The sequence below is a fragment of the Paraburkholderia sp. JHI2823 genome (genome assembly GCF_038900695.1).
GTDB lineage: Bacteria > Pseudomonadota > Gammaproteobacteria > Burkholderiales > Burkholderiaceae > Paraburkholderia > Paraburkholderia mimosarum.
The window spans coordinates 12070-34466 of record NZ_JAYMRY010000058.1 but is presented as its reverse complement, the minus strand read 5'-3'; the positions used below and the strand labels follow the sequence as shown (position 1 = coordinate 34466).

The 22397-nt window shown below is 63.9% G+C and carries 21 protein-coding genes and 2 pseudogenes; 13 read left to right on the top strand and 10 right to left on the bottom strand.

What is annotated here, in order from left to right:
• Nucleotides 1–422 (top strand): annotated as a pseudogene (locus tag VSR34_RS34735) (hypothetical protein); the annotation flags it as partial.
• 190 nt (nucleotides 423–612) lie between these two features.
• Here the strand turns inward: VSR34_RS34735 and VSR34_RS34730 are convergent.
• Together VSR34_RS34730 and VSR34_RS34725 are read right to left on the bottom strand one after the other, a co-directional pair.
• Complete coding sequence (locus tag VSR34_RS34730; RefSeq protein ID WP_028212497.1) at nucleotides 613–873, bottom strand: DUF1488 domain-containing protein; 261 nt, start codon at nucleotides 871–873, stop codon at nucleotides 613–615.
• Between the two features lie 102 nt (nucleotides 874–975).
• Nucleotides 976–1242 carry a hypothetical protein gene (locus VSR34_RS34725; RefSeq protein ID WP_036019257.1) on the bottom strand — a complete coding sequence of 89 codons (267 nt, stop codon included), beginning with the start codon at nucleotides 1240–1242 and terminating at the stop codon, nucleotides 976–978.
• A 333-nt stretch (nucleotides 1243–1575) separates the two neighbouring features.
• On the opposite strand from VSR34_RS34725, the gene sufB reads away from it, so the two are divergent.
• From sufB to VSR34_RS34670, 11 genes are all read left to right on the top strand, one after another.
• Entirely contained in the window at nucleotides 1576–3024 is a 1449-nt protein-coding gene (gene sufB, locus VSR34_RS34720; protein WP_028212498.1) for a Fe-S cluster assembly protein SufB, read from the top strand.
• 13 nt (nucleotides 3025–3037) lie between these two features.
• Nucleotides 3038–3838, top strand: a complete 801-nt coding sequence (gene sufC / locus VSR34_RS34715; RefSeq protein WP_342964797.1) for a Fe-S cluster assembly ATPase SufC — start codon at nucleotides 3038–3040, stop codon at nucleotides 3836–3838.
• The gene (gene sufD, locus VSR34_RS34710) at nucleotides 3835–5160 is read left to right on the top strand and encodes a Fe-S cluster assembly protein SufD (protein ID WP_342964796.1); all 1326 of its coding nucleotides are present in this window, start codon (nucleotides 3835–3837) and stop codon (nucleotides 5158–5160) included. The genes sufC and sufD overlap by 4 nt, the downstream gene beginning before the upstream one ends.
• A complete protein-coding gene (locus tag VSR34_RS34705) occupies nucleotides 5157–6410 on the top strand; it encodes a cysteine desulfurase (protein WP_342964795.1) in 1254 nt (417 codons plus the stop codon). The genes sufD and VSR34_RS34705 overlap by 4 nt, the downstream gene beginning before the upstream one ends.
• Nucleotides 6407–6859: a Fe-S cluster assembly sulfur transfer protein SufU gene (gene sufU, locus VSR34_RS34700; RefSeq protein ID WP_342964794.1), complete on the top strand. Its 453-nt coding sequence runs from the start codon at nucleotides 6407–6409 to the stop codon at nucleotides 6857–6859. The genes VSR34_RS34705 and sufU overlap by 4 nt, the downstream gene beginning before the upstream one ends.
• Nucleotides 6860–6892: 33 nt before the next feature.
• A complete protein-coding gene (locus VSR34_RS34695) occupies nucleotides 6893–7258 on the top strand; it encodes an SUF system Fe-S cluster assembly protein (protein WP_342964793.1) in 366 nt (121 codons plus the stop codon).
• A 1-nt stretch (nucleotide 7259) separates the two neighbouring features.
• On the top strand, nucleotides 7260–7592 hold the full coding sequence (locus VSR34_RS34690) for a non-heme iron oxygenase ferredoxin subunit (RefSeq protein ID WP_028230899.1): 333 nt from the start codon (nucleotides 7260–7262) through the stop codon (nucleotides 7590–7592).
• A 209-nt stretch (nucleotides 7593–7801) separates the two neighbouring features.
• Nucleotides 7802–8071 (top strand): hypothetical protein, encoded by a 270-nt coding sequence (locus VSR34_RS34685; RefSeq protein ID WP_042289915.1) that lies wholly within the window; start codon nucleotides 7802–7804, stop codon nucleotides 8069–8071.
• A gap of 199 nt (nucleotides 8072–8270) precedes the next feature.
• Nucleotides 8271–8489 (top strand): hypothetical protein, encoded by a 219-nt coding sequence (locus VSR34_RS34680; RefSeq protein WP_028212506.1) that lies wholly within the window; start codon nucleotides 8271–8273, stop codon nucleotides 8487–8489.
• A gap of 84 nt (nucleotides 8490–8573) precedes the next feature.
• Nucleotides 8574–9320, top strand: coding sequence for an SDR family NAD(P)-dependent oxidoreductase (locus VSR34_RS34675; protein WP_028212507.1), 747 nt, complete (start codon nucleotides 8574–8576; stop codon nucleotides 9318–9320).
• A 332-nt stretch (nucleotides 9321–9652) separates the two neighbouring features.
• Nucleotides 9653–11323 carry an alkaline phosphatase family protein gene (locus VSR34_RS34670; RefSeq protein ID WP_028212508.1) on the top strand — a complete coding sequence of 557 codons (1671 nt, stop codon included), beginning with the start codon at nucleotides 9653–9655 and terminating at the stop codon, nucleotides 11321–11323.
• A gap of 89 nt (nucleotides 11324–11412) precedes the next feature.
• Here the strand turns inward: VSR34_RS34670 and VSR34_RS34665 are convergent, their stop codons facing one another.
• From VSR34_RS34665 to VSR34_RS34630, 8 genes and pseudogenes are all read right to left on the bottom strand, one after another.
• Entirely contained in the window at nucleotides 11413–12783 is a 1371-nt protein-coding gene (locus tag VSR34_RS34665) for an MFS transporter (protein WP_028212509.1), read from the bottom strand.
• Between the two features lie 190 nt (nucleotides 12784–12973).
• Nucleotides 12974–14773, bottom strand: a complete 1800-nt coding sequence (locus VSR34_RS34660) for an ABC transporter transmembrane domain-containing protein (protein ID WP_342964792.1) — start codon at nucleotides 14771–14773, stop codon at nucleotides 12974–12976.
• 61 nt (nucleotides 14774–14834) lie between these two features.
• A complete protein-coding gene (locus tag VSR34_RS34655; RefSeq protein WP_342964791.1) occupies nucleotides 14835–15158 on the bottom strand; it encodes a hypothetical protein in 324 nt (107 codons plus the stop codon).
• Between the two features lie 17 nt (nucleotides 15159–15175).
• Nucleotides 15176–15745: a sigma-70 family RNA polymerase sigma factor gene (locus VSR34_RS34650; RefSeq protein WP_342964790.1), complete on the bottom strand. Its 570-nt coding sequence runs from the start codon at nucleotides 15743–15745 to the stop codon at nucleotides 15176–15178.
• A 179-nt stretch (nucleotides 15746–15924) separates the two neighbouring features.
• On the bottom strand, nucleotides 15925–16863 hold the full coding sequence (locus VSR34_RS34645) for a hypothetical protein (RefSeq protein WP_342964789.1): 939 nt from the start codon (nucleotides 16861–16863) through the stop codon (nucleotides 15925–15927).
• A gap of 80 nt (nucleotides 16864–16943) precedes the next feature.
• Nucleotides 16944–17465, bottom strand: a complete 522-nt coding sequence (locus VSR34_RS34640; protein WP_342964788.1) for a 2Fe-2S iron-sulfur cluster-binding protein — start codon at nucleotides 17463–17465, stop codon at nucleotides 16944–16946.
• Nucleotides 17462–20230 (bottom strand): molybdopterin cofactor-binding domain-containing protein, encoded by a 2769-nt coding sequence (locus VSR34_RS34635; RefSeq protein ID WP_342964787.1) that lies wholly within the window; start codon nucleotides 20228–20230, stop codon nucleotides 17462–17464. The genes VSR34_RS34640 and VSR34_RS34635 overlap by 4 nt, the downstream gene beginning before the upstream one ends.
• 197 nt (nucleotides 20231–20427) lie before the next feature.
• Nucleotides 20428–21519, bottom strand: a pseudogene (locus tag VSR34_RS34630) (formylglycine-generating enzyme family protein); the annotation flags it as partial.
• 445 nt (nucleotides 21520–21964) lie between these two features.
• Between VSR34_RS34630 and VSR34_RS34625 the strand changes: the two are divergent.
• Nucleotides 21965–22390, top strand: coding sequence for a DUF4399 domain-containing protein (locus VSR34_RS34625; protein ID WP_028212515.1), 426 nt, complete (start codon nucleotides 21965–21967; stop codon nucleotides 22388–22390).
• Nucleotides 22391–22397 lie beyond the last annotated feature (7 nt).

Below are 22397 nucleotides of genomic sequence, written 5' to 3'. Positions count from 1 at the left end.
ACCATGGCGGTTACTATCACGGCGGTTACTACCACGGCTACGGCTGGTACCATGGCGGCCACTCTCACGGCTGGTATGGCTGCTGCGGTTCGGCGAGCGTCGGCTTCTACTTCGGCCCGGGTTTCGTCTACGGCTATCCGTTCTATCCGTATTACTATCCGCCGTATGTCGCCAGCGTCTATTACCCATACGTTTCCGGCGACTTCTCGCAACCCACGCAATGGATCGAGCAAGGCCAGGTACAGGATCAAGGCAGCACCCCCGCCGTATACGACCCGTACCAGCAACAGGGTGGACAGGGCGGCGGCGCGCCGCAATTCGGCGTCTGGTACTACTGTGTGGCGTCCCAGACCTACTACCCCTACGTGCAGTCCTGCCCCGGCGGCTGGCAGGAGGTGCCCGCACGGCCGCCCGACAGTTGAGCCGTCAAGCCGGCCGGACATCACGAGCGGATGTCAACGGCAAGCCGTCCCACGTGGACACCGCGGCGGCGCAAAGCTCGCCGGCCAGGGCGATTGGCGAAGCTCATCGCCAGAAGCGCATGGATAGTGCGGTGTGCGACATGAATGGCGCCGCACGGCAGCGCGCGGCGCGGCGGTCACTAGCAGCGACTCATTCGAGATCGCGCGTTTCCAGTTCTACCGACTGCCCCCCGTTTTTCTCCAGTGCATGGCGCGCTGCCAGCTCGATGCTGGGGCGATTCGCCTCGAACGCGCTCAAGAGTGCATGCGCCGAAGTGCCGGTATTGCCGAAGCGATCGTTCAGCGCATCGAGCGATACGCTGCACCATACCGGGCGGTCATCCACGTGGGCCTCGAACGCAACGCGCGCGGCCGCCACGGCGTGACGGCGACTCGTAAATTCGATTCTCATCCTGGTCCTCCGCGAGTTTCATTGTTCAGGGGCGACCGTTTTTGCGGGTTCACCCTTGCTTAAGGGTAGAGCTTTGCGCGGCTCGCGTTAACTCTTTTTCCGCTATTTCGCCTTGGACGCGCTGGCGGGGTCGCTGCGCATCATGTCGTCGTTCGCGGCGGGGCCTTTCGGCTTCTTTACGGGCATGTTGTCGGGGTTCGTTGCACTCGCTGCGCCCGGAGCCGCCGCTGGGGGTTTCACCATCGGAGGCGCTGCCGAATGGTCAGTTGGATGCGCTTCGGTCTGGGCCTGCGCGGCAGGGAGCATGCAAGCGGCGCCGAGCGGCATGCAGACGATCGCGCCCCAGATGAGTGCCTCATGTGAGTTCATGGCTGCTCCTTTTTTCCCCTGGTCGTATTCATGGAGGACTTCGCGAATGGCGCGGGGGCGTATCGCGCGGCAGCAGGTAAGGACCAGTGTCCCGGCGTTGAATGACGCAACTCGCGTAGCCAGCCGCAGTGAGCGCCTCGAAGGCGACCATATCGACAGTGAGCCCATCATGCGCTGTCGTTCCTCCAACGTCAGCAGGGTCTTTCGCATCGCGCATGCCTGGGTTTCCACCCGTACGCGTTGCGCCAGAGCGCGCTTAACCCCGGCCATGCCAGGGTTTTGACAGCGGCTCTAGAATGAAATCCTGAGTATCAAGGAGACCGTAATAACGTCATGGATACACACGCGACCAGAATCGAGGAAATGCTGCGGCGGGAATACCGGCACGGGTTCGTTTCGGACGTGCAGGCGGACACCTTGCCGCGCGGCTTATCCGAAGACGTCATCCGGCTCATCTCCGCGCGCAAGCAGGAACCGGCGTTCATGCTCGAATGGCGGCTCGCCGCCTACCGGCATTGGCTCACGATGACGGAGCCGCATTGGGCGAGCATCGAGCATCCGCCGATCGACTTCCAGGACATCGCCTACTACTCCGCGCCCCGCACGCAGGCGACGCGGCCGACGAGTCTGGACGAAGTCGATCCGGAACTGCTACGAACGTACGAAAAGCTGGGCGTGCCGCTTCAGGAGCGTGAAATGCTGGCGGGCGTGGCCGTGGACGCGGTGTTCGACAGCGTTTCCGTCGCCACGACATTCCGGCGGCAGCTCGGGGAGCTGGGCATTGTGTTTTGCTCGTTTTCCGATGCGGTGCGCGATCACCCCGACCTCGTGCGCCAGTATCTGGGTTCGGTCGTGCCTTACACCGACAATTTCTTCGCGACGCTCAATTCGGCGGTGTTCAGCGACGGCTCGTTTTGCTACATCCCGCCGGGCGTGCGCTGCCCGATGGAGCTATCCACGTACTTTCGCATCAACGCGCGCAACACGGGCCAGTTCGAGCGCACGCTGATCGTGGCCGACAAAGGGGCTTATGTGAGCTATCTGGAAGGCTGCACCGCGCCAATGCGCGACGAAAACCAGCTGCACGCCGCCGTGGTCGAACTCGTTGCCCTGGAGGGCGCGCAAATCCGCTATTCGACGGTGCAGAACTGGTACCCCGGCGACGCGCAAGGACGCGGCGGCATCTACAACTTCGTGACCAAGCGTGGCGACTGCCGCGAAGCCAACGCCAGGATTTCGTGGACGCAAGTCGAAACCGGCTCCGCCATCACATGGAAATACCCGAGCGTGATCTTGCAGGGCGATAACTCCATTGGCGAGTTCTATTCGGCGGCGCTCACCAATCACTACCAGCAGGCCGACACCGGCACGAAGATGATTCACATCGGGCGCAATACGCGCAGCACGGTGATTTCGAAGGGGATATCGGCGGGGCGCGGCAAGAATGCGTACCGCGGGCTCGTGAAAATGGCGCGCTCGGCTCAGAACGCGCGCAATTACACCCAGTGCGATTCGCTGTTGCTCGGCGATCGATGCAGCGCTTTCACGTTTCCCTATATCGAGGTGAAGAATCCGAGCGCGAAGGTCGAGCACGAAGCCACGACGTCGCGCATCGGCGAAGATCAGTTGTTCTATTGTCAGCAGCGCGGGCTTTCCGAAGAAGACGCGGTGTCGATGATCGTCAATGGCTTTTGCAAGGACGTCCTGAAGGAACTGCCCATGGAGTTCGCCGTGGAAGCGCAGAAGCTGCTGGGTGTGAGCCTGGAGGGCAGTGTAGGTTGACAGGGAGCGACGAATGCTGGAAATCCGCAATCTGAATGTCGAAGTGGAAAACAAGCCGATCCTGCGTGGTCTCGATCTGCACGTGAATGCGGGCGAGGTGCACGCGATCATGGGGCCGAACGGCTCCGGCAAGAGCACGCTCGCCCATGTGCTGGCGGGGCGCGAGCATTACGTGGTCACGGGGGGCAGCGTGCAGTACGACGGCTGCGACCTGCTCGCGCTCGCGCCCGATGAACGCGCGCGCCGGGGGATCTTTCTCGCCTTTCAGTATCCGGTGGAAATACCGGGCGTGAGCAATATCTATCTGCTCAAGGCCGCGCTCAATGCGCAGCGCAGGCATCGCGGCGAGCCGGAACTCGACGCGATGGATTTTCTCGCCCTGGTGAAGCAGAAGCTCGCGGACATGGAAATGAAGGAAGACCTCCTGTACCGCGGCGTGAACGAAGGATTCTCGGGCGGCGAGAAAAAGCGCAACGAAGTGCTGCAAATGACCGTGCTGGCGCCGCGTCTGTCCATACTCGACGAGACCGACTCCGGCCTCGATATCGACGCGCTGCAAGTGGTCGCCCGCGGCGTGAACCAGATGCGCGACGCCAACAGGGCCATCGTACTGGTTACCCACTACCAGCGCTTGCTCGACTACATCGTGCCGGACCACGTGCACGTGCTGTCGCAGGGGCGCATCGTGCGCTCCGGCACGAGCGAGCTTGCGCGCGAACTGGAAAGCAAGGGCTATGGCTGGCTCGGTGCGCACGAAAATGATGGGCTGGAAGCCGGGGCGGCATACCCCGCGTCCGGCAGGGAGCAACGATGAGCGAATCAACGCGCGAGCATTACCGCGGGGCTTTCCGCACGATGGCGGGAACATTGGCGGGCGTCGAGCTGCCCTGGTTGCGCAAGGCGAGGCGCCACGCGTTCGACCGTTTCGAAACGCTGGGCTTTCCCGGTACGCAACTGGAAGCGTGGAAATACACCAACGTGACGCCGATTACGAAACCGCACTGGAATTTCGTGCCATCAGATGGCACACATGCCGACTACGCGCGCCTGATCGACGATCTCGTGCCCGCCGAGGCGGCTGGCCGGCTCGTGTTCGTGAACGGCCGCCACGTGCCGAAGCTGTCGTCTTTGCCGCCGTTGCCGCAAGGGGCGTTCATCGGCTCGCTCGCCCAGGCCATGCGCAGGATTCCTGATCGTCTGGAGGCGATCATGGCGCGCCGCGCGCCGGAGGACGGCTTCGCGGCGCTCAACGCCGCATTTCGCAGCGACGGCTATGTGGTCGTGCTGCCGCCCGGCTGCGCGATAGACTGGCCGATCCATGTGCTGTTCTTCAGCAGCGAAGCCACGCTCGCCATGCATTCGTTCAATGCGGTGGTGGCGGAACGGGGCGCGCGCTGTTCGATCGTCGAGCAGTTCACCGGCATCAGCGACGAAGCCTATCTCGTCAATACCGAAACGGAGATCATCGTCGACGACGAAGCCAGGGTCGAGCATTGCCGAATCCAGCAGGAGGCTCGCAGCGCCTTTCATATCGCGCACATCGGCGTTTCGCAGCAACGGGCGAGCCAGTTCACCTCGCATTCGTTCGCGTTTGGCGGCGCGCTGTCGCGCACGCAGATCGACACCCGGCTCGGCGCAGAAGACGCCCACGTCGATCTGAACGGTTTGTACTTCGTCACCGCGCGGCAGCACGTTGACCACCACACGCGTATCGACCACGAAATGCCGCGCGGCACGAGCCGCGAATACTACCGGGGCGTGCTCGATGGTGCGTCGCATGGCGTGTTCGATGGCCGCGTGATCGTTCACCAGGACGCGCAGCAGACCGACGCGCACCAGGGAAACGACAACCTGCTGCTCTCGCGCAACGCCGAGATCGACACGAAGCCGCAACTGGAAATTCACGCCGACGACGTGAAATGCACGCACGGCGCGACCGTCGGCCAGTTGGACGAGAATCCGCTCTTTTATCTGCGCTCGCGCGGTATCGACGAACGCATGGCGCGCGCGCTCCTCGTATGGGCGTTCGCGCGCGCGAGTGTGGACCGCGTGGATAATGCGGCGCTGCGCAGCCGGCTCACGCAGCGATTGCTGGCGCGCCTGCCCGGTGGCGAATGCCTGCGGGGACTTTCATGAACCTGATCGAACCGGTGAGTCTTCCCGACGCGCAAACCGTGATGGCATGGCGTCGCGACTTCCCGATCTTGCGCGAAAGCGTGCATGGCCGGCCGCTCGTCTACCTCGACAACGCCGCCACCACCCAAAAGCCCGCGAGCGTGATTGCCGCCATAGAGGCCTATTACGAGCATGACAACGCCAACGTCCATCGCGGCGTGCACTTGCTGTCGCAGCGCGCGACCGATGCGTACGAAGGCGCGCGCGCACGCATTGCGCGCTTCATTCACGCGGCTAGCGAGCGGGAAATCGTCTATACGCGCGGTACCACCGAGGCGATCAACCTCGTCGCGCAAAGCTTCGCGCGGCCGCGCCTGCAGCCCGGCGACGAGGTGCTCATCACGGCGATGGAGCACCACTCGAATATCGTGCCCTGGCAACTCGTCTGCGCGCAGACAGGAGCGGTGCTGAAGGTGGTCCCCATCGACGATGAGGGGGCGCTCAACGTCGATGCATACGAGCACATGCTCGGGGCGCGCACGCGCATCGTCGCGCTCGCGCATGCGTCGAACGCGCTGGGAACCGTGAATCCGGTCGCGCGGCTGATCGAGCTTGCGCATGCGCGTGGCGTGCCGGTGCTGATCGACGGGGCTCAGGCGATCGCGCATCTGAGCGTGAATGTGACCGCGCTCGATTGCGACTTCTATGCGTTCTCGGGGCACAAAGTCTACGGGCCGACCGGCATTGGCGCGCTGTACGCGAAGGCCGCGCTGCTCGAGGTCATGCCGCCGTGGCAGGGCGGCGGCGACATGATACGCGCCGTGACTTTCGAGAAGACCGAGTACAACGTCATTCCGTGGCGCTTCGAAGCGGGCACGCCGGATATCGCGGGGGCGATCGGGCTTGCGGCGGCGCTCGATTATGTGAGCGCGATTGGCCTTGAAGCGGCGCAGCGGCACGAGGCCGATCTGCTCGCCTATGCGGACGATGCGCTCCGAGCGAATCGACATGTGAGAATGATTGGGACTGCCATGGATAAGCTGGGTATCGTCTCGTTCGTCATGGACAACGCGCATGCCCACGATATCGGCACGATACTCGATCAGTGCGGCGTGGCGGTGCGCACGGGACATCATTGCGCGATGCCGGTGATGGCGCGCTATGGCGTGCCCGCCACGGTGCGCGCCTCGTTCGCGCTGTACAACACGCGCGCCGACATCGACGCGCTGGTGAACGGCCTCGCGCGCGTGGAGGAGATGTTCCCGCTATGAGCAATCTACGCGAGCTGTATCAGGAAACCATATTCGACCATTACCGGAGGCCGCGAAACTGCCGCGCCGTGCCCGGCGCGAACCATTGCGCCGAAGGGTACAACCCGTTGTGCGGCGACCGCATCACGTTGTACCTGCGTATCGAAGAGGGCGTCGTCAAGGACGCCGGGTTCGAGGGCGCGGGCTGTGCGATCGCAACGGCTTCGGCTTCGTTGATGACTGAGGCGCTCAAGGGCCGCACGCAAGCGGAAGTGGAAGCGCTATTCGAACGCTTCCACGCAATGGCGACGGCGCCCGCTGACCGGCCCGTGCCCGATGAAGGGCTCGGCAAGCTGGCGGTGCTGGCAGGGGTGCGCGAGTTTCCCGCCCGCGTCAAGTGCGCGACGCTCGCGTGGCATACGCTGCACGCCGCGTTGCGCGACGAGCGCGGCACGGTCTCCACCGAATGAGCGCGCGGCACGCGTGCAAGGAAAGGCATGACGATGAGCACCGATAGCACTTTGCAGAGCCACCCGCGCAATGAACCCAATTCGGCCGCGAGCAGCGCCTTGCGCGAACGCGTGATCGAGGCGCTTCGCACGGTGTTCGATCCGGAGATTCCGGTCAATATCTACGATCTCGGGCTCGTTTATCGGCTGGACGTGGATGCACAGGCGGGGCGCGTGACGATCCACATGACGCTGACCGCGCCGGGGTGCCCCGTTGCGCAGACGTTTCCGGCGACCGTCGAAGACTGCGTGCGCGACGTTGAAGGCGTAAGCGCGGCGAGTGTCGAGCTGGTGTGGGATCCGCCATGGACACGAGCGCGCATGTCCGAAGCGGCCCTGCTGCAACTGGGGATGCTTTGACATGGCAGATTGGGTGGACGTGGCCTCATTGAGCGATTTTCCGCCGGGCTCGGTGCGCAGCGTGGACGTGGACGGCACACAGGTCGCGGTGTTCAATCTCGGCGGGACCTGTTACGCGATCGAGGACACCTGTCCGCACGACGGCGGCGTGCTCACCGGCGGCGACGTGGAGGACGATGTGGTCATTTGTCCGCGCCACGGCGCGCGTTTTTGCATCAAGACGGGGAAGGTGCTTGCACCGCCTGCGTATGAAGACGTTGCGGTATTCGCGGTGCGCGTGGAGGCCGGCGTCGTGCAGGTGAGGGACGAGCGGTGGGATGAGGGGGATGCCTGAAGGCGCGAGGTGCGCCTGCTTCCCGTTGCGCGCCTCTCTGCATGCCGTAGGGCTAAGGTCCAATTGACGCCGTTTTCGCGCCTGCCACCATCCATGGCTGCTGACCGGCCCTGCCTGCGCATTCTCTTCAGCCCAGTGAGTGCTCTCTGCACCGGGCCGCTCAGCGCCAGTTGACCGCCGTTTCAACCAGACAACGAGGGAGAGCGAAAATGGTCGAATCAGGATGCGGACGTTGGATGCGCACCGCTGCAATGCTGGCCGCAGCCGGACTCCTCACGCTATCGGGCGGCGCGCTTGCAACCACTCAGTCGCAACAGCGCCAGCAAGGCAGGAACGTCAACCAGGCGGCCAAACAACAGGCGCGCTCGACCAAGGTCGACTGCCGGGCCGCGAACGAGAAGAGCAACGCCCAATGCCGGCAAGACAAGCGCAATACGAAGCAGGAAGGCCGCCAGCAAAAGCGGAACATCAAATACTAGTTGAACGTGCCGTTCCCGCCACAGAGCCCAAACGCCCCGCGCCGTGGGGCATTTCCGAAAGGTACGGCAACGCCGCGATGGCAGCGCCGTCTCAGCGGCATAATGTGGGCGCGGACCGAATGAACCGGCGTTTGGGGCCATTGCAGCGAACGCGCCGATGTCCGCGCTTTGCATGCGTTGCAACCATCGAGAGGCATCCATGAAGGCTCTGATCCATCTTGCGGCAGCGGCCGCGGCAGGCACGCTCGTCATGTTTTACATGGACCCGGTTTCCGGTCCGCGGCGCCGTGCACGGTTGCGCAAAGGCACATTGGCTCGCCACGGCCGCGCGAGCGCCCGCCATGCCGCGCAAGGCCCGGCAATGAGCGAATACGGTGAACTGGCAGGCCCGGGCGGCGGCATCGGCACGGCGCCGTGAGCGCGCGAAACGGGTGTTTTGCGCGGAAAACATCGTGAATCAGGAGTGTTTTGCTGGAGAGAGGAATCCGCCATGCCCGCCGATATGCCCGTTCTGCTGCCCGATCTGAATAATCGCGTTGCGCTGGTGACCGGAGGGTCGCGCGGCATTGGACGCGCCATCGCCGTTGCGCTGGCCTCGGCCGGCGCGGCTGTCGCCGTGAATTACCGGCAGCGCGCGGACGAGGCCGCGCAGGTCGTGACGCTGATTCAAGGCGCCGGGGGTCGCGCGTTGGCGGTGCGCGCCGACGTATCGGCGGCAGATGAAGTCGCGCGCATGGTCGCCGAGGTGGAAGGCGGCCTGGGTGCGATCGACGTGCTCGTGAACAACGCGGGCACGGGAACATTCCGCGACATCGACGTGCTCACGGAAGCCGAATTCGACCATACGCTCGCCGTCAATCTCAAGTCGGCGTTTCTCTGCACCCAGGCGGTGTTGCCTGGGATGCGCGCTCGCCGCTGGGGCCGCATCGTCAATCTCTCTTCGGTCGCGGCGCGCGGCGCCGGGGCGGTCGGTGTTCACTACAACGCGTCGAAAGCGGGCCTCGAAGGCCTCACTCGCGGCTATGCGGCGCGCGTGGCCCGCGAAGGCATCACCGTGAACGCCGTGGCACCGGGGCCCATCGACACCGAAATGGCCGCGCCGCTGAAGGCAGCGAACATCGCCGAGCGACTGCCCGTCGGACGGCTGGGCGCTGCAGAGGAAGTCGCGCAGATCGTGATGATGGTGGTCGGCAACGGCTTCGTCACCGGACAGACGATTGCCGTCAACGGGGGCCTCAGCTTCATCTAAGCGCGGCAGCGTTGCAGCGTGACCAGCGACGCGTCCCGTGTCCGCACAACTCCCCCGTTCCCGTTTCACCTCGTTTGCTAACCAGCGCATCCTTCTGGTCATTGGCTCGCGCCGCAAAGCCGCGCCCTTGCGCCGATTCGAACGCCAGGCTCACCCAATCGAAAATATTTCGTAAGGTGTTTGTCTCCAGGTGTTCATACCCCGATGCTCTAATCCCCTAGCCGTGTAGCCACCGTATTCGACTGGCATGGACGCCACGATGCGGACTAGATCCTCCCTGTGCCTCGGCTTCGCGGTGATCCCGACAATACGAATCCAACCTGGAGCCGAATATGCAATGGCGTCACATCGCAGTGGGTTCGCTCACCGCTGCAGCGTTCGCATCGACAATCGCGTGGAGTGCCAGTGAAGATCATGACTGGAACCACCAGCCGCACGAAGGTCGCACCGCCACGCCGATCAAGCATCTGGTCGTGATCTACGGCGAGAACGTTTCGTTCGACCATTACTTCGCGACTTATCCGCACGCAACCAACCCGTCCGGCGAGCCGGCGTTCAACGCGCAGCCCGGCACGCCCTCGGTGAACGGCCTTTCGGGCACGCTGCTGACGAGCAACCCGAACACGAATCCCGCGAATGGCGCGGGCGCGTCCAATCCCTTCCGCCTCGATCGCACGCAGGCGGCCACGGCCGACCAGAACCACGCCTACACGGCGGAGGAGCAAGCCTACGACAACGGCGCGGCCGATCTCTTCCCGAAGTACACGGGTAGAGGCACGAGCGGCGGGGCCAGCGCGTTCGGCACGACGGGCCAGGTGATGGGCTATTACGACGGCAACACGGTCACCGCGCTGTGGAACTACGCGCAGCACTTCGCGATGAGCGACAACGCGTACACGTCGACCTACGGGCCTTCGACGCCGGGCGCGCTCGAAGTGATCGCGGGGCAGACCAACGGCATGAAGGTTGTGAAGACAACGAAGCAGCCGTCCGCTGCCGGTTCGTACTACGTAAACGACGGCCAGGGCGGCTTCACGATGATCAATGACGTCGACCCGGCCTACGATCTCTGCTCGAGCGCGACCGACCAGGCGCAAATGCAAGGCAAGAACATCGGCGATCTGCTGAACGAGCGCAACATCTCGTGGGGCGGCTTCATGGGCGGCTTCAACCTCGCGACGACGAACAGCAACGGCACGACGGGCTGCAAGCGCAGCACGCTGTCGACGGTCGTCGGCTCCGCAACGGCCGACTATATTCCGCATCACAACTGGTTCCAGTACTACGCTTCGACGTCGAATCCGCAGCATCTGCGCCCGAGCTCGATTGCCGCGATCGGGCATAGCAGGGGCAAGGATGGGAATCCTGATCCGGCGAACCACCAGTACGATTCCGACGACTTCTTCAATGCCGTGAAGGCGGGCAATTATCCGGCCGTGAGCTTCCTGAAGGCCCCGGCCTACCAGGACGGTCACGCTGGCTACTCGGATCCGCTCGACGAGCAGGCCTTCGTCGCCAAGGTGGTCAACTTCCTGCAGCAGCAGAAGGAATGGGACGAGACCGCCGTTGTCGTGACGTGGGATGACTCCGATGGCTGGTACGACCACGCCTACGCGCTGCCGACCAGTGCATCGTTCGACTCGGTTGCCGACCAGCTCGATGGCCCCGGAATCTGCGGCACGGGTTCGGCGCCCAACGGCTTGAACGGCAAACCGGTGAACGGCCGCTGCGGCCCCGGCACGCGCATTCCGTTCGTGGTGATCTCGCCGTGGGCGAAGGAGAACTACGTCGACCACACGCTGATCGACCAGGCCTCCGTGGTGCGCTTCATCGAGGACAACTGGCTTGAGGGCAAGCGTATTGGCGGCGGTTCGTTCGATGCGACGTCGGGCAGCATGATGGGCATGTTCGACTTCGATCGCCGCGGCAAAGGTCACGACGACCGCAAGCTGTACCTCGATCCGGTGACGGGTCTCGCGCTCGACACGGCGCCGAAGATCTGATCGCCCGGGATCGCAAGCTGTAGCGGCATGACCTGCGCGCGCCCCTGCTCATCATGAGGCAGGGGCGCGCTTCGTTTTTCAGGCGTCGTTCATGCTGGCCGCGAAGCGTGCCCGCGATCGCGTTGTGTGCGCATGTCGTCGTATTCGAGCGAAATGTCCTTGTTGGTGTAATCGCCCATGCGCCAGGCGGCGAAGAGGCTGATCACCGCGCACGCGAGAATGTAGATGGCGATCGCGTAGCCGGAGCGGTAGTACGCGAACAACGCGGTGGCGATCAACGGTGCGGGACCGCCCGCGATCACCGAAGCCAGCTGATAGCCGAGCGAGGCGCCGCTGTAACGCAGCCGCCCCGTGAACGATTCGGCGATGAGGGCCGCCTGCGGACCATAGAGCATGGCATGCGGCACGAGCGAAAGCACGACGGCCGCGAAAATCCAGGCCGGATTTCTCGTATCGACCATCGCGAAGTAAATGAAGCCGAATAGGCCCACGGCTACGGCGCCGATCATGTACATGCGCTTGCGGCCAATCACGTCGGATACGTGCCCGAATAGCGGAATGGTCACGAGCTGCAGCACGGCGGCCGCCATCACGGCCGTGAGCATGAGGTCCCGCGAAACGTGCAGCGTCTTGACGCCGTAAGTGAAAACGAAGGCGGTGTAGATGTAGAACGGCGCCTGTTCGGCCATGCGCGCCAGCGCGGAAAGGAGGATGTCCCTGGGCTGGCGGCGGATGACTTCGAGCATCGGCGTTTTCTCGATCCTGCGTTCGGCGAGAAGCTTCGCGAAAATCGGCGTTTCGAGAATGCTCAACCGGATATAAAGGCCGATTGCAACGAGCACGATGCTCAGGAAAAACGGCACGCGCCATCCCCATGTCGTGAAGTTATCGCCGGAAATCCGGCTGATGGCCAGCACCGCGAGATTGGCGAGAAAGAGTCCCGCCGGCACACCGAATTGCGGCCACGAAGCGACGAAGCCACGGTGCGAATTGGTGCGCGCCCATTCCATCGACATCAGCACCGAGCCGCCCCATTCGCCGCCTACGCCTACACCTTGTATGAAGCGCAGCACCGTGAGCAGAACCGCGCCCCAGATCCCGATCGACGCATAAGTCGGAACAAAGGCCACGGCGAAGGTCGCGAAGCCCATGAGCAGCAGCGTCACGATCAGCGTGGCCTTGCGGCCGACGCGGTCGCCGTAGTGGCCGAAAATGGCCGCGCCGACCGGGCGGGCAACGAAGCCCACGGCGTAGATCAGAAAGGCCTGGAGGGTGCCGACGAGCGGGTCGGATTCAGGAAAGTACAGTTTCGCGAAAATGAGCCCGGTGACCGTACTGTAGAGAAAGAAGTCGTACCATTCGATCGTCGTGCCGATCGTGCTGGCAATGACAGCGCGGCGCAGCTGGCGATGGGCGTCTTCCTCCGAAAGGAGCGGGGCTCCTGATTGATCGGCATTCATTGCGCACCCCCAAAACACGTGGGCGATATGGCCATCTGCAAAATCGCAAGGCCGTGAGTCCCGGTGGCGCGCAAAAACCGTGCCCCAACAGAGCCGGGACGGTGACAGCGCCGGTTCGTTTGGAAGTGCTTTGCGGTGCTATCGCTTCATTCCGAGCGGCAGGGTTTGAGACGTTCTTTTACCGCTCATTTTATATCGCGTTGTGATGGAAATTGCGAGGGGCCGCGTGGTGCTGCGTTTCAAACTGCAGCGCCGCGAGCTGCGCATAGAGCGGTGAAGTTTGCAGCAATTCGCCATGGCGTCCTTGCGCGACGATGCGGCCTTCTTCCATGACGACGATACGGTCCGCCTGCTGCACCGTGGCGAGGCGGTGCGCGATGACGAGCGTCGTGCGGTTCTGCGCAGCATTGTCCAGCGCCGTTTGCACGAGCCGCTCGCTCGCGGCGTCCAGCGCGCTGGTGGCCTCGTCGAGCAGCAGAATGGGCGGGTTCTTGAGGATCGCGCGGGCGATTGCGATGCGCTGACGCTGGCCGCCTGAAAGGCGCACGCCGCGCTCGCCGAGGAACGTGTCGTAGCCTTGCGGGAGTGCCTCGATAAAGCCCGCGGCGGCGGCCATCGTGGCGGCGCGCTGGACGGCTTCGAGCGTGGCATCCGGCGTGCCGTAGCGGATGTTGTCGAGCACGCTGCCCGAAAAGATCACGGACTCCTGCAGCACCACGCCGATGGCCTGGCGCAACGCCGCGAGCGACACCTGCTGCGTCGGCACGCCGTTGATGCCGATGCTGCCCGACTGCGGATCATAAAAGCGCAGCAGCAATTGAAAGAGCGTGGTCTTGCCCGCTCCGGACGGTCCCACCAGGGCGACGTGCTCTCCCGGCCGCACGTCGAGCGAGAATTCGCTGAGGGCGGCAGTGCCGGGCCGCGACGGATAGGAGAAGCTCACGTTGTCGAAGCGGATGCCTGCTCCGAGCGCGGGAAGCGGCACGGTGGTCGCGGCCTGCGCCACGGGCGAGCGCGCGGCGAGCAGTTGCAGCAGGCGTTCGGTGGCTCCGGCGGCGCGCTGCAGATCGCCCCAGACCTCGGCTACCGCGCCAACGGCGCCGGCCGTGAACACCGCATAGAGAATGAACTGGGACAGCTGGCCGGCCGTCATCTCGCCGTCCAGCACCGCCTGCGCGCCGAGCCAGAGCACGAACACGATGGCGGCGAACACGAACACGATCACCACGGCCGTCAACCCGGCGCGTGCGCGAATGCGCTTGAGCGCGGTTTCAAACGCCGTTTCCACCGCGCCGCCAAAGCGCTTTGCCTCGAATGCCTCCTGTGAATACGACTGCACGGTCGGCATCGCATTGAGCACCTCGCCCGCCAAAGCGCTTGCGTCCGCAACCTTGTCCTGGCTCGCGCGCGAGAGCCGCCGCACGCGCCTTCCGAAGATGACGATGGGCGCGACGACCACGATCAGTGTCGCGATGATGTAGCCGGACAGCACGGGGCTCGTCGCGACCAGCATTGCCACGCCGCCGATCATCAGGAGCACGTTGCGCAAGCCGAGCGACAGGCTGGTGCCCACTACCGTCTGGATCAAGGTCGTGTCGGTGGTGAGACGCGAGAGCACCTCGCCCGTTTGCGTGGTCTCGAAGAACTGCGGGCTCATCTGTATCACGTGGCCGTACACGGCGCGCCGCAAATCGGCGGTCACGCGCTCGCCGAGCCAGGACACCCAATAGAAGCGCAGCGCCGTCGCCGCGGCGAGGATCAGCGAAACGACGAAGAGCGCAATGAAATAGCGGTCGATATGCGCGCGGTTCCCGCTCGCGAAGCCGCGATCGATCAGGTATTTGAACGCCACGGGCAGCGCGAGCGTCGCGCTCGCCGACGTCACGAGCGCGAGGAAGGCGAGCGCCCATCGCCCCGCATAAGGACGCAGGAAGGGAAGGAGGGCGAAGAGGGGCGCGACGCGTGACGGACGGGCGGCGACTTCTGGCATGGATGGTTCCTGCGGATCGACGAGAAGCGGGATTGTGCCAGCGCACGGCATGGCCGGTCGTTCAGGGCGTGGGTTGTTGCGCCGGCGGCGTCGCCCCGTTGCGAATCTGCTCGCGCTCCTCAGGCGTCATGCGCTGCCACGCTTGCCACTGTTGCCAGTGTTCCCGGCGCATGTGCCGGTGACAGCCGCCGTGACCGCGAAAGCCGCCGAACAGGATCCGGCAGAGCACGAGCAGGCCGAGCGCGTGCGGATAGTCGATGGCGCGCGCATCGGTGACGAGGGCAGGCGCGATCCAGTTCCACAGGCCCATGACGATGCCGCCCAGCAGTGCGATGACCACGACCATCAGCAGCGCCTTGGCGAATATTTTCCGGCGAAACTTCATTCGATATCTCCTTCGGTTCAAAACTCGAAGCCGTCCCACGACGACCGCAGTCGCTCGCGCAGATGCAGCACCGCATAACGTTTGCGCGCGAGCAGCGTGTTGATGCCGATGCCCGTTGCCGCCGCCATCTCCTTGAAACTGCGTCCGTCCAGTTCGTGGGCGATGAACACCTCGCGCTGGTTTGCGGGCAGCTCGTCGAGCGCGGCGCGCAGCGTGTCGAGCAGCGCCGCGCGGGCGTAAGCGGCTTCCGGCCCGGCGTCGGGCGAAGGCAGCGCGAGGTCCAGACGGTACTCGCTGTCGTCGTCCGCCTGGTCGGGCAGCGGCGTTTCCTTGCGCTTGCGGAACCGGTCAATGATGCGGTTTCTCGCAACGCGAAAGAGCCACGCGCCCACCTGCTCGATGGGCTCCGGCAGCCGCCAGGCTTCGACCAGTTCCTCGAATACGTCCTGGAGAATGTCCTCGGCTTCGTCCTGATCGATCACCCGGCGACGGATGAAATTGCGCAGCCTCGGGCGCTCGCGGGCAACGGCGTCGGCGATTTCGCGGTCCTGCGCGGTGAGCGGGTTCGGGGTGTGCAGCGGTTCCATACCCGTGATGACGATTCGGGAAGAAGAATATTGTGGCGTCGGTTGCGGTACCTGGGCGGGGATTCCGCCGACTGCGCGAACGGCGGGCCTGCGCGTGCGCATGCAACTCGCAGTGTGCCACCGCGTGTAACTGACCGGCGTGCGCCCGCCGGGCCAAGCGTCACGCCAGAGCGGCTACGCTACCTGCCATTCGTGTTACCGGGCATGGGCGTAAAGGTGCAGTTCGGACTTTTATGTGATTTGTCGGCGCAGCAGTCGAGCAAGGCTTTGACCGATGCGACGTTGGCCGCCTCCCACTCTACCTTGCTCATGTTGTTGTCGGTCGGCATCCAGTGGCTGAGCGGATAACGGTTGGCGAGCGCGTTGCCGCCTGGCGCGTTTTTCCCGCCAGTCGAGAGCTGGAGATAAGCTGCCGTGCAGCTCTGCTCGCTGCCGATGCGGTGGCAACCGATGCACGTGTTACCTGGCGTGCTCATCGTCCAGAGGTGATACGACGAGAAAGCCGGGCCGATGCTCGAATACTTTCCCCATGGATCGGTGGGCACCTTGTCCCATACCTGCCCGATATATGGGCTGAAGATGACGGGCCCCGCATCGTGACATTGGAGGCAGCCAGGCTGGCCTGGCTTGCTGGCGGCAACGTCTTTGGGTGACTTCCAGAATTCCACCGCGGTGAGATGCCCGGCCGGCGTCACTCTCTCGTTCGGTGGCGGCACGCGTGTGGCGTCGATGCCGCTTGCGGGCACCGCCGCTTTCGACTTCGGAAGCGGCGGTGGGTTCGATGCGAACCAGCAGGTCTTACCGCTGCCGGAGTGATGCACCACGACGACCACCAGGTCATAGTGAGGATCTTTGTCGTCGCGCAGGATGTCGCGGCGACAGTACGCCGAAATCTGCGTATTGCCGCGCGAGAGATTCAATATCTTCGAAAAGGGCATGCATTGTCCTGCTGTTCCTGAAGCGGGAGAAAGCAGCGATGGCTTGTCGCAATGCGTCGGTGACTCGCGTGGGCCGGGCGGCTTCCCGTCGATCGTAATGGGGATGTCGGTGCCGTCATTGCAGTCGAACGGAGGCATTTCGCCGATCTCCCTCGCACATTGATCGCCGTATTCGAGCAAGGTTTGTTCGTGCGTCATGGCCGCGAGCGGCGCGGCAAGCAATAGGCACGCGGCGGCGAGGCGGAGTGTGACCGGCATTGTCATCCTCCGTGTTTCATCTGCAGTTGCGCGACTTTGCGGATCGCCTCCCGGTACTTGACGTACCCCGTGCACCGGCACAGGTTCCCGCCCACCCACATGTCGATTGCCGCATCGAGCTGGTCCGCGCCGATGCGATACGCCTTCAGATGTTCGAGCATGGCGGTGGCCGCCATCAGGAAGCCCGGCGTGCAGTAGCCGCACTGAAACGCGAACGACTCGAGAAAGGTTTGCTGTAGCGGTGAAAGCTGGTTGCCGTCCGCGAGGCTCTCGACGGTGAAGACATATTGATTCGCGACCGCGCTCACGGGCGTCACGCACGCCAGCGTCTTTTCCATCAGCGCGTCGCTGCTGCTGCGCATGCCTACGGTGCACGCCCGGCACACGCCGATGCCGCAGCAAACCTTGGTGCCCGTGAGATCGAGGCGTTCGTGAAGGAATTCGGCGAGGCTCATATCGGCATCGGCCGCGGGCACCGTGACCGGGTGCCCGTTCACGTGAATCCGGATCCCTGCATCGCTCATGTGAGGGCCCCCCGGATCTGCTCTGGCGTGACGGGCGTTTGCGTGAAGCGATGCCCGGTCGCCATCGCCAGCGCATTCAACAGCGCCGGCGCAATGGGACACATCACGGCTTCGCCGATTCCACGCGCGCTGTGGTGCTCCTTGCCCACGGGCGGCGGCAGGGGGATCAACTCCTGACGCGGGACGTCGGTCATGCGCGTAATGAGGTACCGGTCGAGATTCCACGTGCCGTTGCCGGGGCCGTCATTGCCCAGCGGACACGTTTCGCTCAGCACGTTGCTCATCGCCATCGCCACCGCGCCGTGCGACTGGCCTTCGACGATCTCCGGGCAAATCAGGCGCCCGGCGCTGAGCGTCGTGACGACGTGCTCGACTCTCACGCGCCCGCTCTCGGGGCTCACGGACAGCGCGACCAGCGCGGCAGCGGGTGCATAGTTGGTGCGCCCGAAGCCGACGGCATTCGGCGGTGCGATCACTTCGCCGTGCGGCACGCTGTGCAGATGGTGCGTGTCGTTGCCGACTGCCACGAAGTCGCAGTCCATCTCGACGGCGCCCGACTCGAATGCGTATTTGCTCGTCCAGAAAGCGCCCGCGTAAGTGACATGGACGGCGGCCACGGTGGGCAGTTGCAAGCGATTGATCTTGTCGAGCAAGGCCGGCCAGCTGATCGGCGGGTGGCCAGCGGTAGTGAGCTTTGCCTTGACCCACTTCACGTCTTGCCGTTCGATACGCGAGCTACCCCATATCGCGCGCGCGGCGGGCAGCACGCTTTGCAACAACAACACCATGGCGGCGCGGTCCACTGCCTGAAAATGCTGGAATGCCCCGAGGCAGGCGCTCGACGAGCCATAGGCGCTGTAGATGGATTTGCTTCGGCTGTCGGGCCATATGCCTAGCGTCGAGACGTCGAAGCCCGGGATCGCGGCAAACGCCTCCACCTCGCTCATGGTGATCTCTTGCGCGTTTTGTCCGAGCCAGGTGGCGGGGGCGAGGCCCAAGGTCGTCGCCGCGCCGTTGCCCATGTCCGTGTAGTGAGTCAGCACCCGCACGCCCGCGTTCGGCTGAATCTGAACCATCGCGAAGACGGGGTCTTTGCCGGTGCCGTACGCCTGATTCGACATGGCAAGCCCGACGCCATAGCGCAGCCGCTGCTTGTGTCGTTGCGCGCGCACGCTTTCCCGGCTGCGCCACAAGGCATGATTTTCAAGCGGAATCAGCAGCTCCTTGAGTTGAAGGTCGAACAGAATGGGCGCGCCAGTCAGGGTTTTGCCGCTGCCTTTGACGAGCAGATTGCTGCGCCGGATATCGAACGGGCTTTTGTGCAGCGAGTGCGCGGCCTCGTCCAGCAGCGTTTCGATGGCGATGTAAGCCTGCGGGCCCCCAAAGCCGCGCTGCGAACCTCCGAAGACCTCCGACGTATAGGTCACGGAGCTTTGTGCAATCGCGCGCGGAATGTCGTAGCAACTCATCGCGCTCATGGCGGCCAGATCGCCAACGGCGCCCGAAAGGTTTTCCTTGCCACCGCCGTTCAGGCAGAAAGAACTGTCCAATGCCTGAATCTTCCCCGAGTTGTCGACCCAGATGGATTCCGTGAATTGGGTTTCCGAGCGTTTGAGCCCGACCTGGAACTGCTCATAACGTGACTGCTGCCAGCGCAAGGCGCCCTTTGCGAAAGGTGCCGCAAGCGCGAGATAGAGCGGGAAATACGATTTGTCGCGACCGCCGAATCCGCCGCCCGGGTAGCAGCCCAGCACGTGAACGTGGGTAACGTGGATGTTGCTGTTCGAGAACAGATTGAGCGCGGAAGTGCCGTCGTCGCGCGGCGATTGCGAGCCCAGCACCATGTGCAGACGACCGGCGTCCGCTTCAAACCAGGCCAGCCCCGCTTCCGGTTCCATGAACATGGGATCGATCGCGGGCGTCGTGAATTCCGCCCCGAACGGGTGCCACGCCCTGCTTTCGACGTGCCGCGCCGCCACATCGCGAACATGGTTTGCCATGTTGTGGCATGTGTCGACGAATGCCGGGGTGGGATTGCCGTGCTTGTCCGCGTCCATCAGGAGGTTCGAAAACGCCTTTTCGTCGTCGCGCACGTAAATCTTGGGCGATGAATAGACGGGGGGCGGCTTACCGTCCGGCGGCACCGTGGCGCCATAGCGGATCACGGAGGCGTTGAAGTCGAGCAGCTTTTTCGCGCGACGCCAGGTATCGAAGTCTTCGAAAATCAGCAGGGCGGCAGGCTGACCATAGCAATTGGCGGGCGCACCTTCCTGGGCAAAAAGAAAGATATCCTGGTTGTGAAGCGGATCCTGCCTGGTCGAAAGCGCGACGCGATTATTGTTCAGCGTCGAGTTCGATATCACGGCGATGGGGCGCAGATCGTGAGGCAATATGCCCAGATCGAAACCTTCGAATTTCTTGTCGACGCAATTGCATCTCAGGGCGTAAAGCCAGTTTTCCTCTTTTGGCCAGCCGTCGAAGTCGCGCGCCTTGAAGTCCCGCGCGTAGATTTTCGCACCCGTGACCTTGCGTACGCCCTCGATCCGCCAGCGCGCCTTGCCCGGTTCCGGCGCCCATTCGGGTGCGCCATCCGCCGTCTCGGGCGTGGGGTGGGCGTTCGCGGCGATGTTCGAGCCGGGGCCGAAGGCCGTGCGCTGCGAAGAACACGCACCCGTGAAGCTCGTGACGGAACTCACCGACACCGTAAGTGCGCCGCTCCCCATGGCCTTGAGGAACGTTCGGCGGGTGACGGGAACCCAAGCCATGCTGCGCCTCCACGTACGGCGGTCGGAACCCTACGCGCGTCCAATGACGGTAGAGCGCTTGACTATCTAAAACCTGGAATGTCGGAAGTGGGATATTGGGTTGCGAGCGATTGCCCCTGGTTCATTAGTCTATTAAATGGGATAACTAAATTCAAGGAAGCGAAAACGCGCGACGATAAGCCAGACGCGTGGGCTCGTTATTTCATGTCGCGCGCCACCCGAAATCCATTGGCGTTGTAGCGTACGCTGCTGTCGTACTTGAAGCGCGTGGCCGCGAGCATATAGCCCGCGCCGTCGCGCCATGATCCGCCGCGAATCACGCGCGCCTGGCAGTTGGGTTCGTCCCACGAGTGGCCGTCGCTCGGCGCATTCTTGTACGAGTTGTGCCAGCAGTCGCTGACCCATTCCCAGACGCCTCCCGCCATGTCGTAGAAGCCGAAGGCATTGGCTGCAAAGGAGCCGACGTCGTCGGGCGCCTCGACATGCCAGGGCGGACCGCAATCCTTGCAATTCGCGGTTCCCTTGCGCATGTCGTTGCCCCACCAGTAACGCGTTTCAGCGCCGGCGCGCGCCGCATATTCCCATTCGGCCTCGGTGGGCAGGCGGTACGGCTTGCCGCTGATTTTAGAGAGCCATTTCACGTATTGTTGCGCGTCGTCCCAGCTCAGATCGCGCACGGGAGCATTCGGCGAAGCGTTGTTCTCGTTCGACAAGCGCGGGCAGGCACTCGCGGTAACGCAGGCGTTCCACTGCGCCACGGTCACCGGGTATTTGGCGAGCGCATAGCTATGGCCGATGGTCACGCGGTGCGCGGGCCTTTCGGATGCGTCGTCGGTATCGATGCCCATCGTGAAGTTGCCGGGCGTCACGGGTATCAAGATCGGACAAGATGAGCAGTCCTGAATGTCGTGCGGTCCGGGTTTGGCGGCGGCAACGGCGGCCTTGGGCGGAGCGGGCGCAGGAGCGGATGCCTGAGCGGATGCCTGAGCGGGCGGCGCACTGGCGGGTGCCGCCTTGGTCTGTGCGGCTGCCGCTGGCGGGGCTTTTGACTGCGGCGATTGCGCGGGCGAGGCGGCCGCCGGGTTGCTGGCCTCGTGCGTGGCAGGCGCGGCGGCAGGGTTCGATGCGTTCGCATGCAAGCGTGCGAGGCGCGCCTGGGCGAGCGGAGCGAAACGTCCGTTCGGATAAGCCTTCAGATACGCTTCATAGTCGCTGGCGTACTGACTGTCCTTGATCGAATTCCAGAACGTGATTTCGTACTCTTCGGACGTGTCTTTCGGCATCAACCCGACGCGGATGACCGCAACGCCATGGCGTTGCCGGGCGGCCTTGTACACGCCGGAATCTTGCGCAACGGGCTCGGCCACGCTTGAAGTCGAGGTCACGCCGAGCGAGATCAATACACACAGAGGCACCCATAGCCGCCACATATTCGTTCTCCCTGTCAGGGGGCCAGCGAGGCGCCATGCCGGTACGAGCCAGGCGCCATCGCCTTTCAATGCCGACGGTGCGCTACCCCGCGGCAGTCGCCGGGGCGATCGACTCGGACCGCCATCGGTGCAAGCACTGTTAGCGCACAACTACAAAATAGCACGCGCACCGGGTGATGCAGTAACGGGCTTGCTTGCGCGCAACGCGCCGATTTATGTCCATGCGGTTGAATCCGTCCTAAGCTGTAGAACACGCACCGAATTCGAAAGCCGAGTGGCCGTCAGCCGAACGAGGAGCACCAAAATGCAGCGAAGAGAGATCCTGCTGGCCCTGGCAGCGGCCGCCCTGACGCCGCGCCTGGCGTTCGCCGAGCGCACCGCGTCGCCGCCCGGCGCGGAGGTGTACATCATCTGGCCGCCGGACGGCGCAACGATTCCCACCGGCAAGTTCTGGGTGCGCATGGGCTTGCGCAACATGGGCGTTTGCCCGAAGGGAATCAACCGCCCCAACGTTGGCCACCACCATGTGCTCGTCGACACCGACCTTCCGCCGCTCGATCAGCCGATACCGTCGGACCGCAATCATCTTCACTTCGGAGCGGGGGAAACGGAGGCCCGTATCGAGCTTCCGCCGGGCAAGCACACGTTGCAGTTGCTGATGGGCGACTATAACCACGTGCCGCACGATCCGCCGGTGTATTCGAAGAAGATCACGATCACGGTGAAGTAGTCCGACC

What these genes read in the sequence shown, in the direction of transcription:
- VSR34_RS34730 (WP_028212497.1), bottom strand. Translation starts at nt 873, where the DNA reads ATGAGAATCGAATTTACGAGTCGCCGTCACGCCGTGGCGGCCGCGCGC.
- VSR34_RS34725 (WP_036019257.1), bottom strand. Translation starts at nt 1,242, where the DNA reads ATGAACTCACATGAGGCACTCATCTGGGGCGCGATCGTCTGCATGCCG.
- sufB (WP_028212498.1), top strand. Translation starts at nt 1,576, where the DNA reads ATGGATACACACGCGACCAGAATCGAGGAAATGCTGCGGCGGGAATAC.
- sufC (WP_342964797.1), top strand. Translation starts at nt 3,038, where the DNA reads ATGCTGGAAATCCGCAATCTGAATGTCGAAGTGGAAAACAAGCCGATC.
- sufD (WP_342964796.1), top strand. Translation starts at nt 3,835, where the DNA reads ATGAGCGAATCAACGCGCGAGCATTACCGCGGGGCTTTCCGCACGATG.
- VSR34_RS34705 (WP_342964795.1), top strand. Translation starts at nt 5,157, where the DNA reads ATGAACCTGATCGAACCGGTGAGTCTTCCCGACGCGCAAACCGTGATG.
- sufU (WP_342964794.1), top strand. Translation starts at nt 6,407, where the DNA reads ATGAGCAATCTACGCGAGCTGTATCAGGAAACCATATTCGACCATTAC.
- VSR34_RS34695 (WP_342964793.1), top strand. Translation starts at nt 6,893, where the DNA reads ATGAGCACCGATAGCACTTTGCAGAGCCACCCGCGCAATGAACCCAAT.
- VSR34_RS34690 (WP_028230899.1), top strand. Translation starts at nt 7,260, where the DNA reads ATGGCAGATTGGGTGGACGTGGCCTCATTGAGCGATTTTCCGCCGGGC.
- VSR34_RS34685 (WP_042289915.1), top strand. Translation starts at nt 7,802, where the DNA reads ATGGTCGAATCAGGATGCGGACGTTGGATGCGCACCGCTGCAATGCTG.
- VSR34_RS34680 (WP_028212506.1), top strand. Translation starts at nt 8,271, where the DNA reads ATGAAGGCTCTGATCCATCTTGCGGCAGCGGCCGCGGCAGGCACGCTC.
- VSR34_RS34675 (WP_028212507.1), top strand. Translation starts at nt 8,574, where the DNA reads ATGCCCGTTCTGCTGCCCGATCTGAATAATCGCGTTGCGCTGGTGACC.
- VSR34_RS34670 (WP_028212508.1), top strand. Translation starts at nt 9,653, where the DNA reads ATGCAATGGCGTCACATCGCAGTGGGTTCGCTCACCGCTGCAGCGTTC.
- VSR34_RS34665 (WP_028212509.1), bottom strand. Translation starts at nt 12,783, where the DNA reads ATGAATGCCGATCAATCAGGAGCCCCGCTCCTTTCGGAGGAAGACGCC.
- VSR34_RS34660 (WP_342964792.1), bottom strand. Translation starts at nt 14,773, where the DNA reads ATGCCAGAAGTCGCCGCCCGTCCGTCACGCGTCGCGCCCCTCTTCGCC.
- VSR34_RS34655 (WP_342964791.1), bottom strand. Translation starts at nt 15,158, where the DNA reads ATGAAGTTTCGCCGGAAAATATTCGCCAAGGCGCTGCTGATGGTCGTG.
- VSR34_RS34650 (WP_342964790.1), bottom strand. Translation starts at nt 15,745, where the DNA reads ATGGAACCGCTGCACACCCCGAACCCGCTCACCGCGCAGGACCGCGAA.
- VSR34_RS34640 (WP_342964788.1), bottom strand. Translation starts at nt 17,465, where the DNA reads ATGAGCGATGCAGGGATCCGGATTCACGTGAACGGGCACCCGGTCACG.
- VSR34_RS34635 (WP_342964787.1), bottom strand. Translation starts at nt 20,230, where the DNA reads ATGGCTTGGGTTCCCGTCACCCGCCGAACGTTCCTCAAGGCCATGGGG.
- VSR34_RS34625 (WP_028212515.1), top strand. Translation starts at nt 21,965, where the DNA reads ATGCAGCGAAGAGAGATCCTGCTGGCCCTGGCAGCGGCCGCCCTGACG.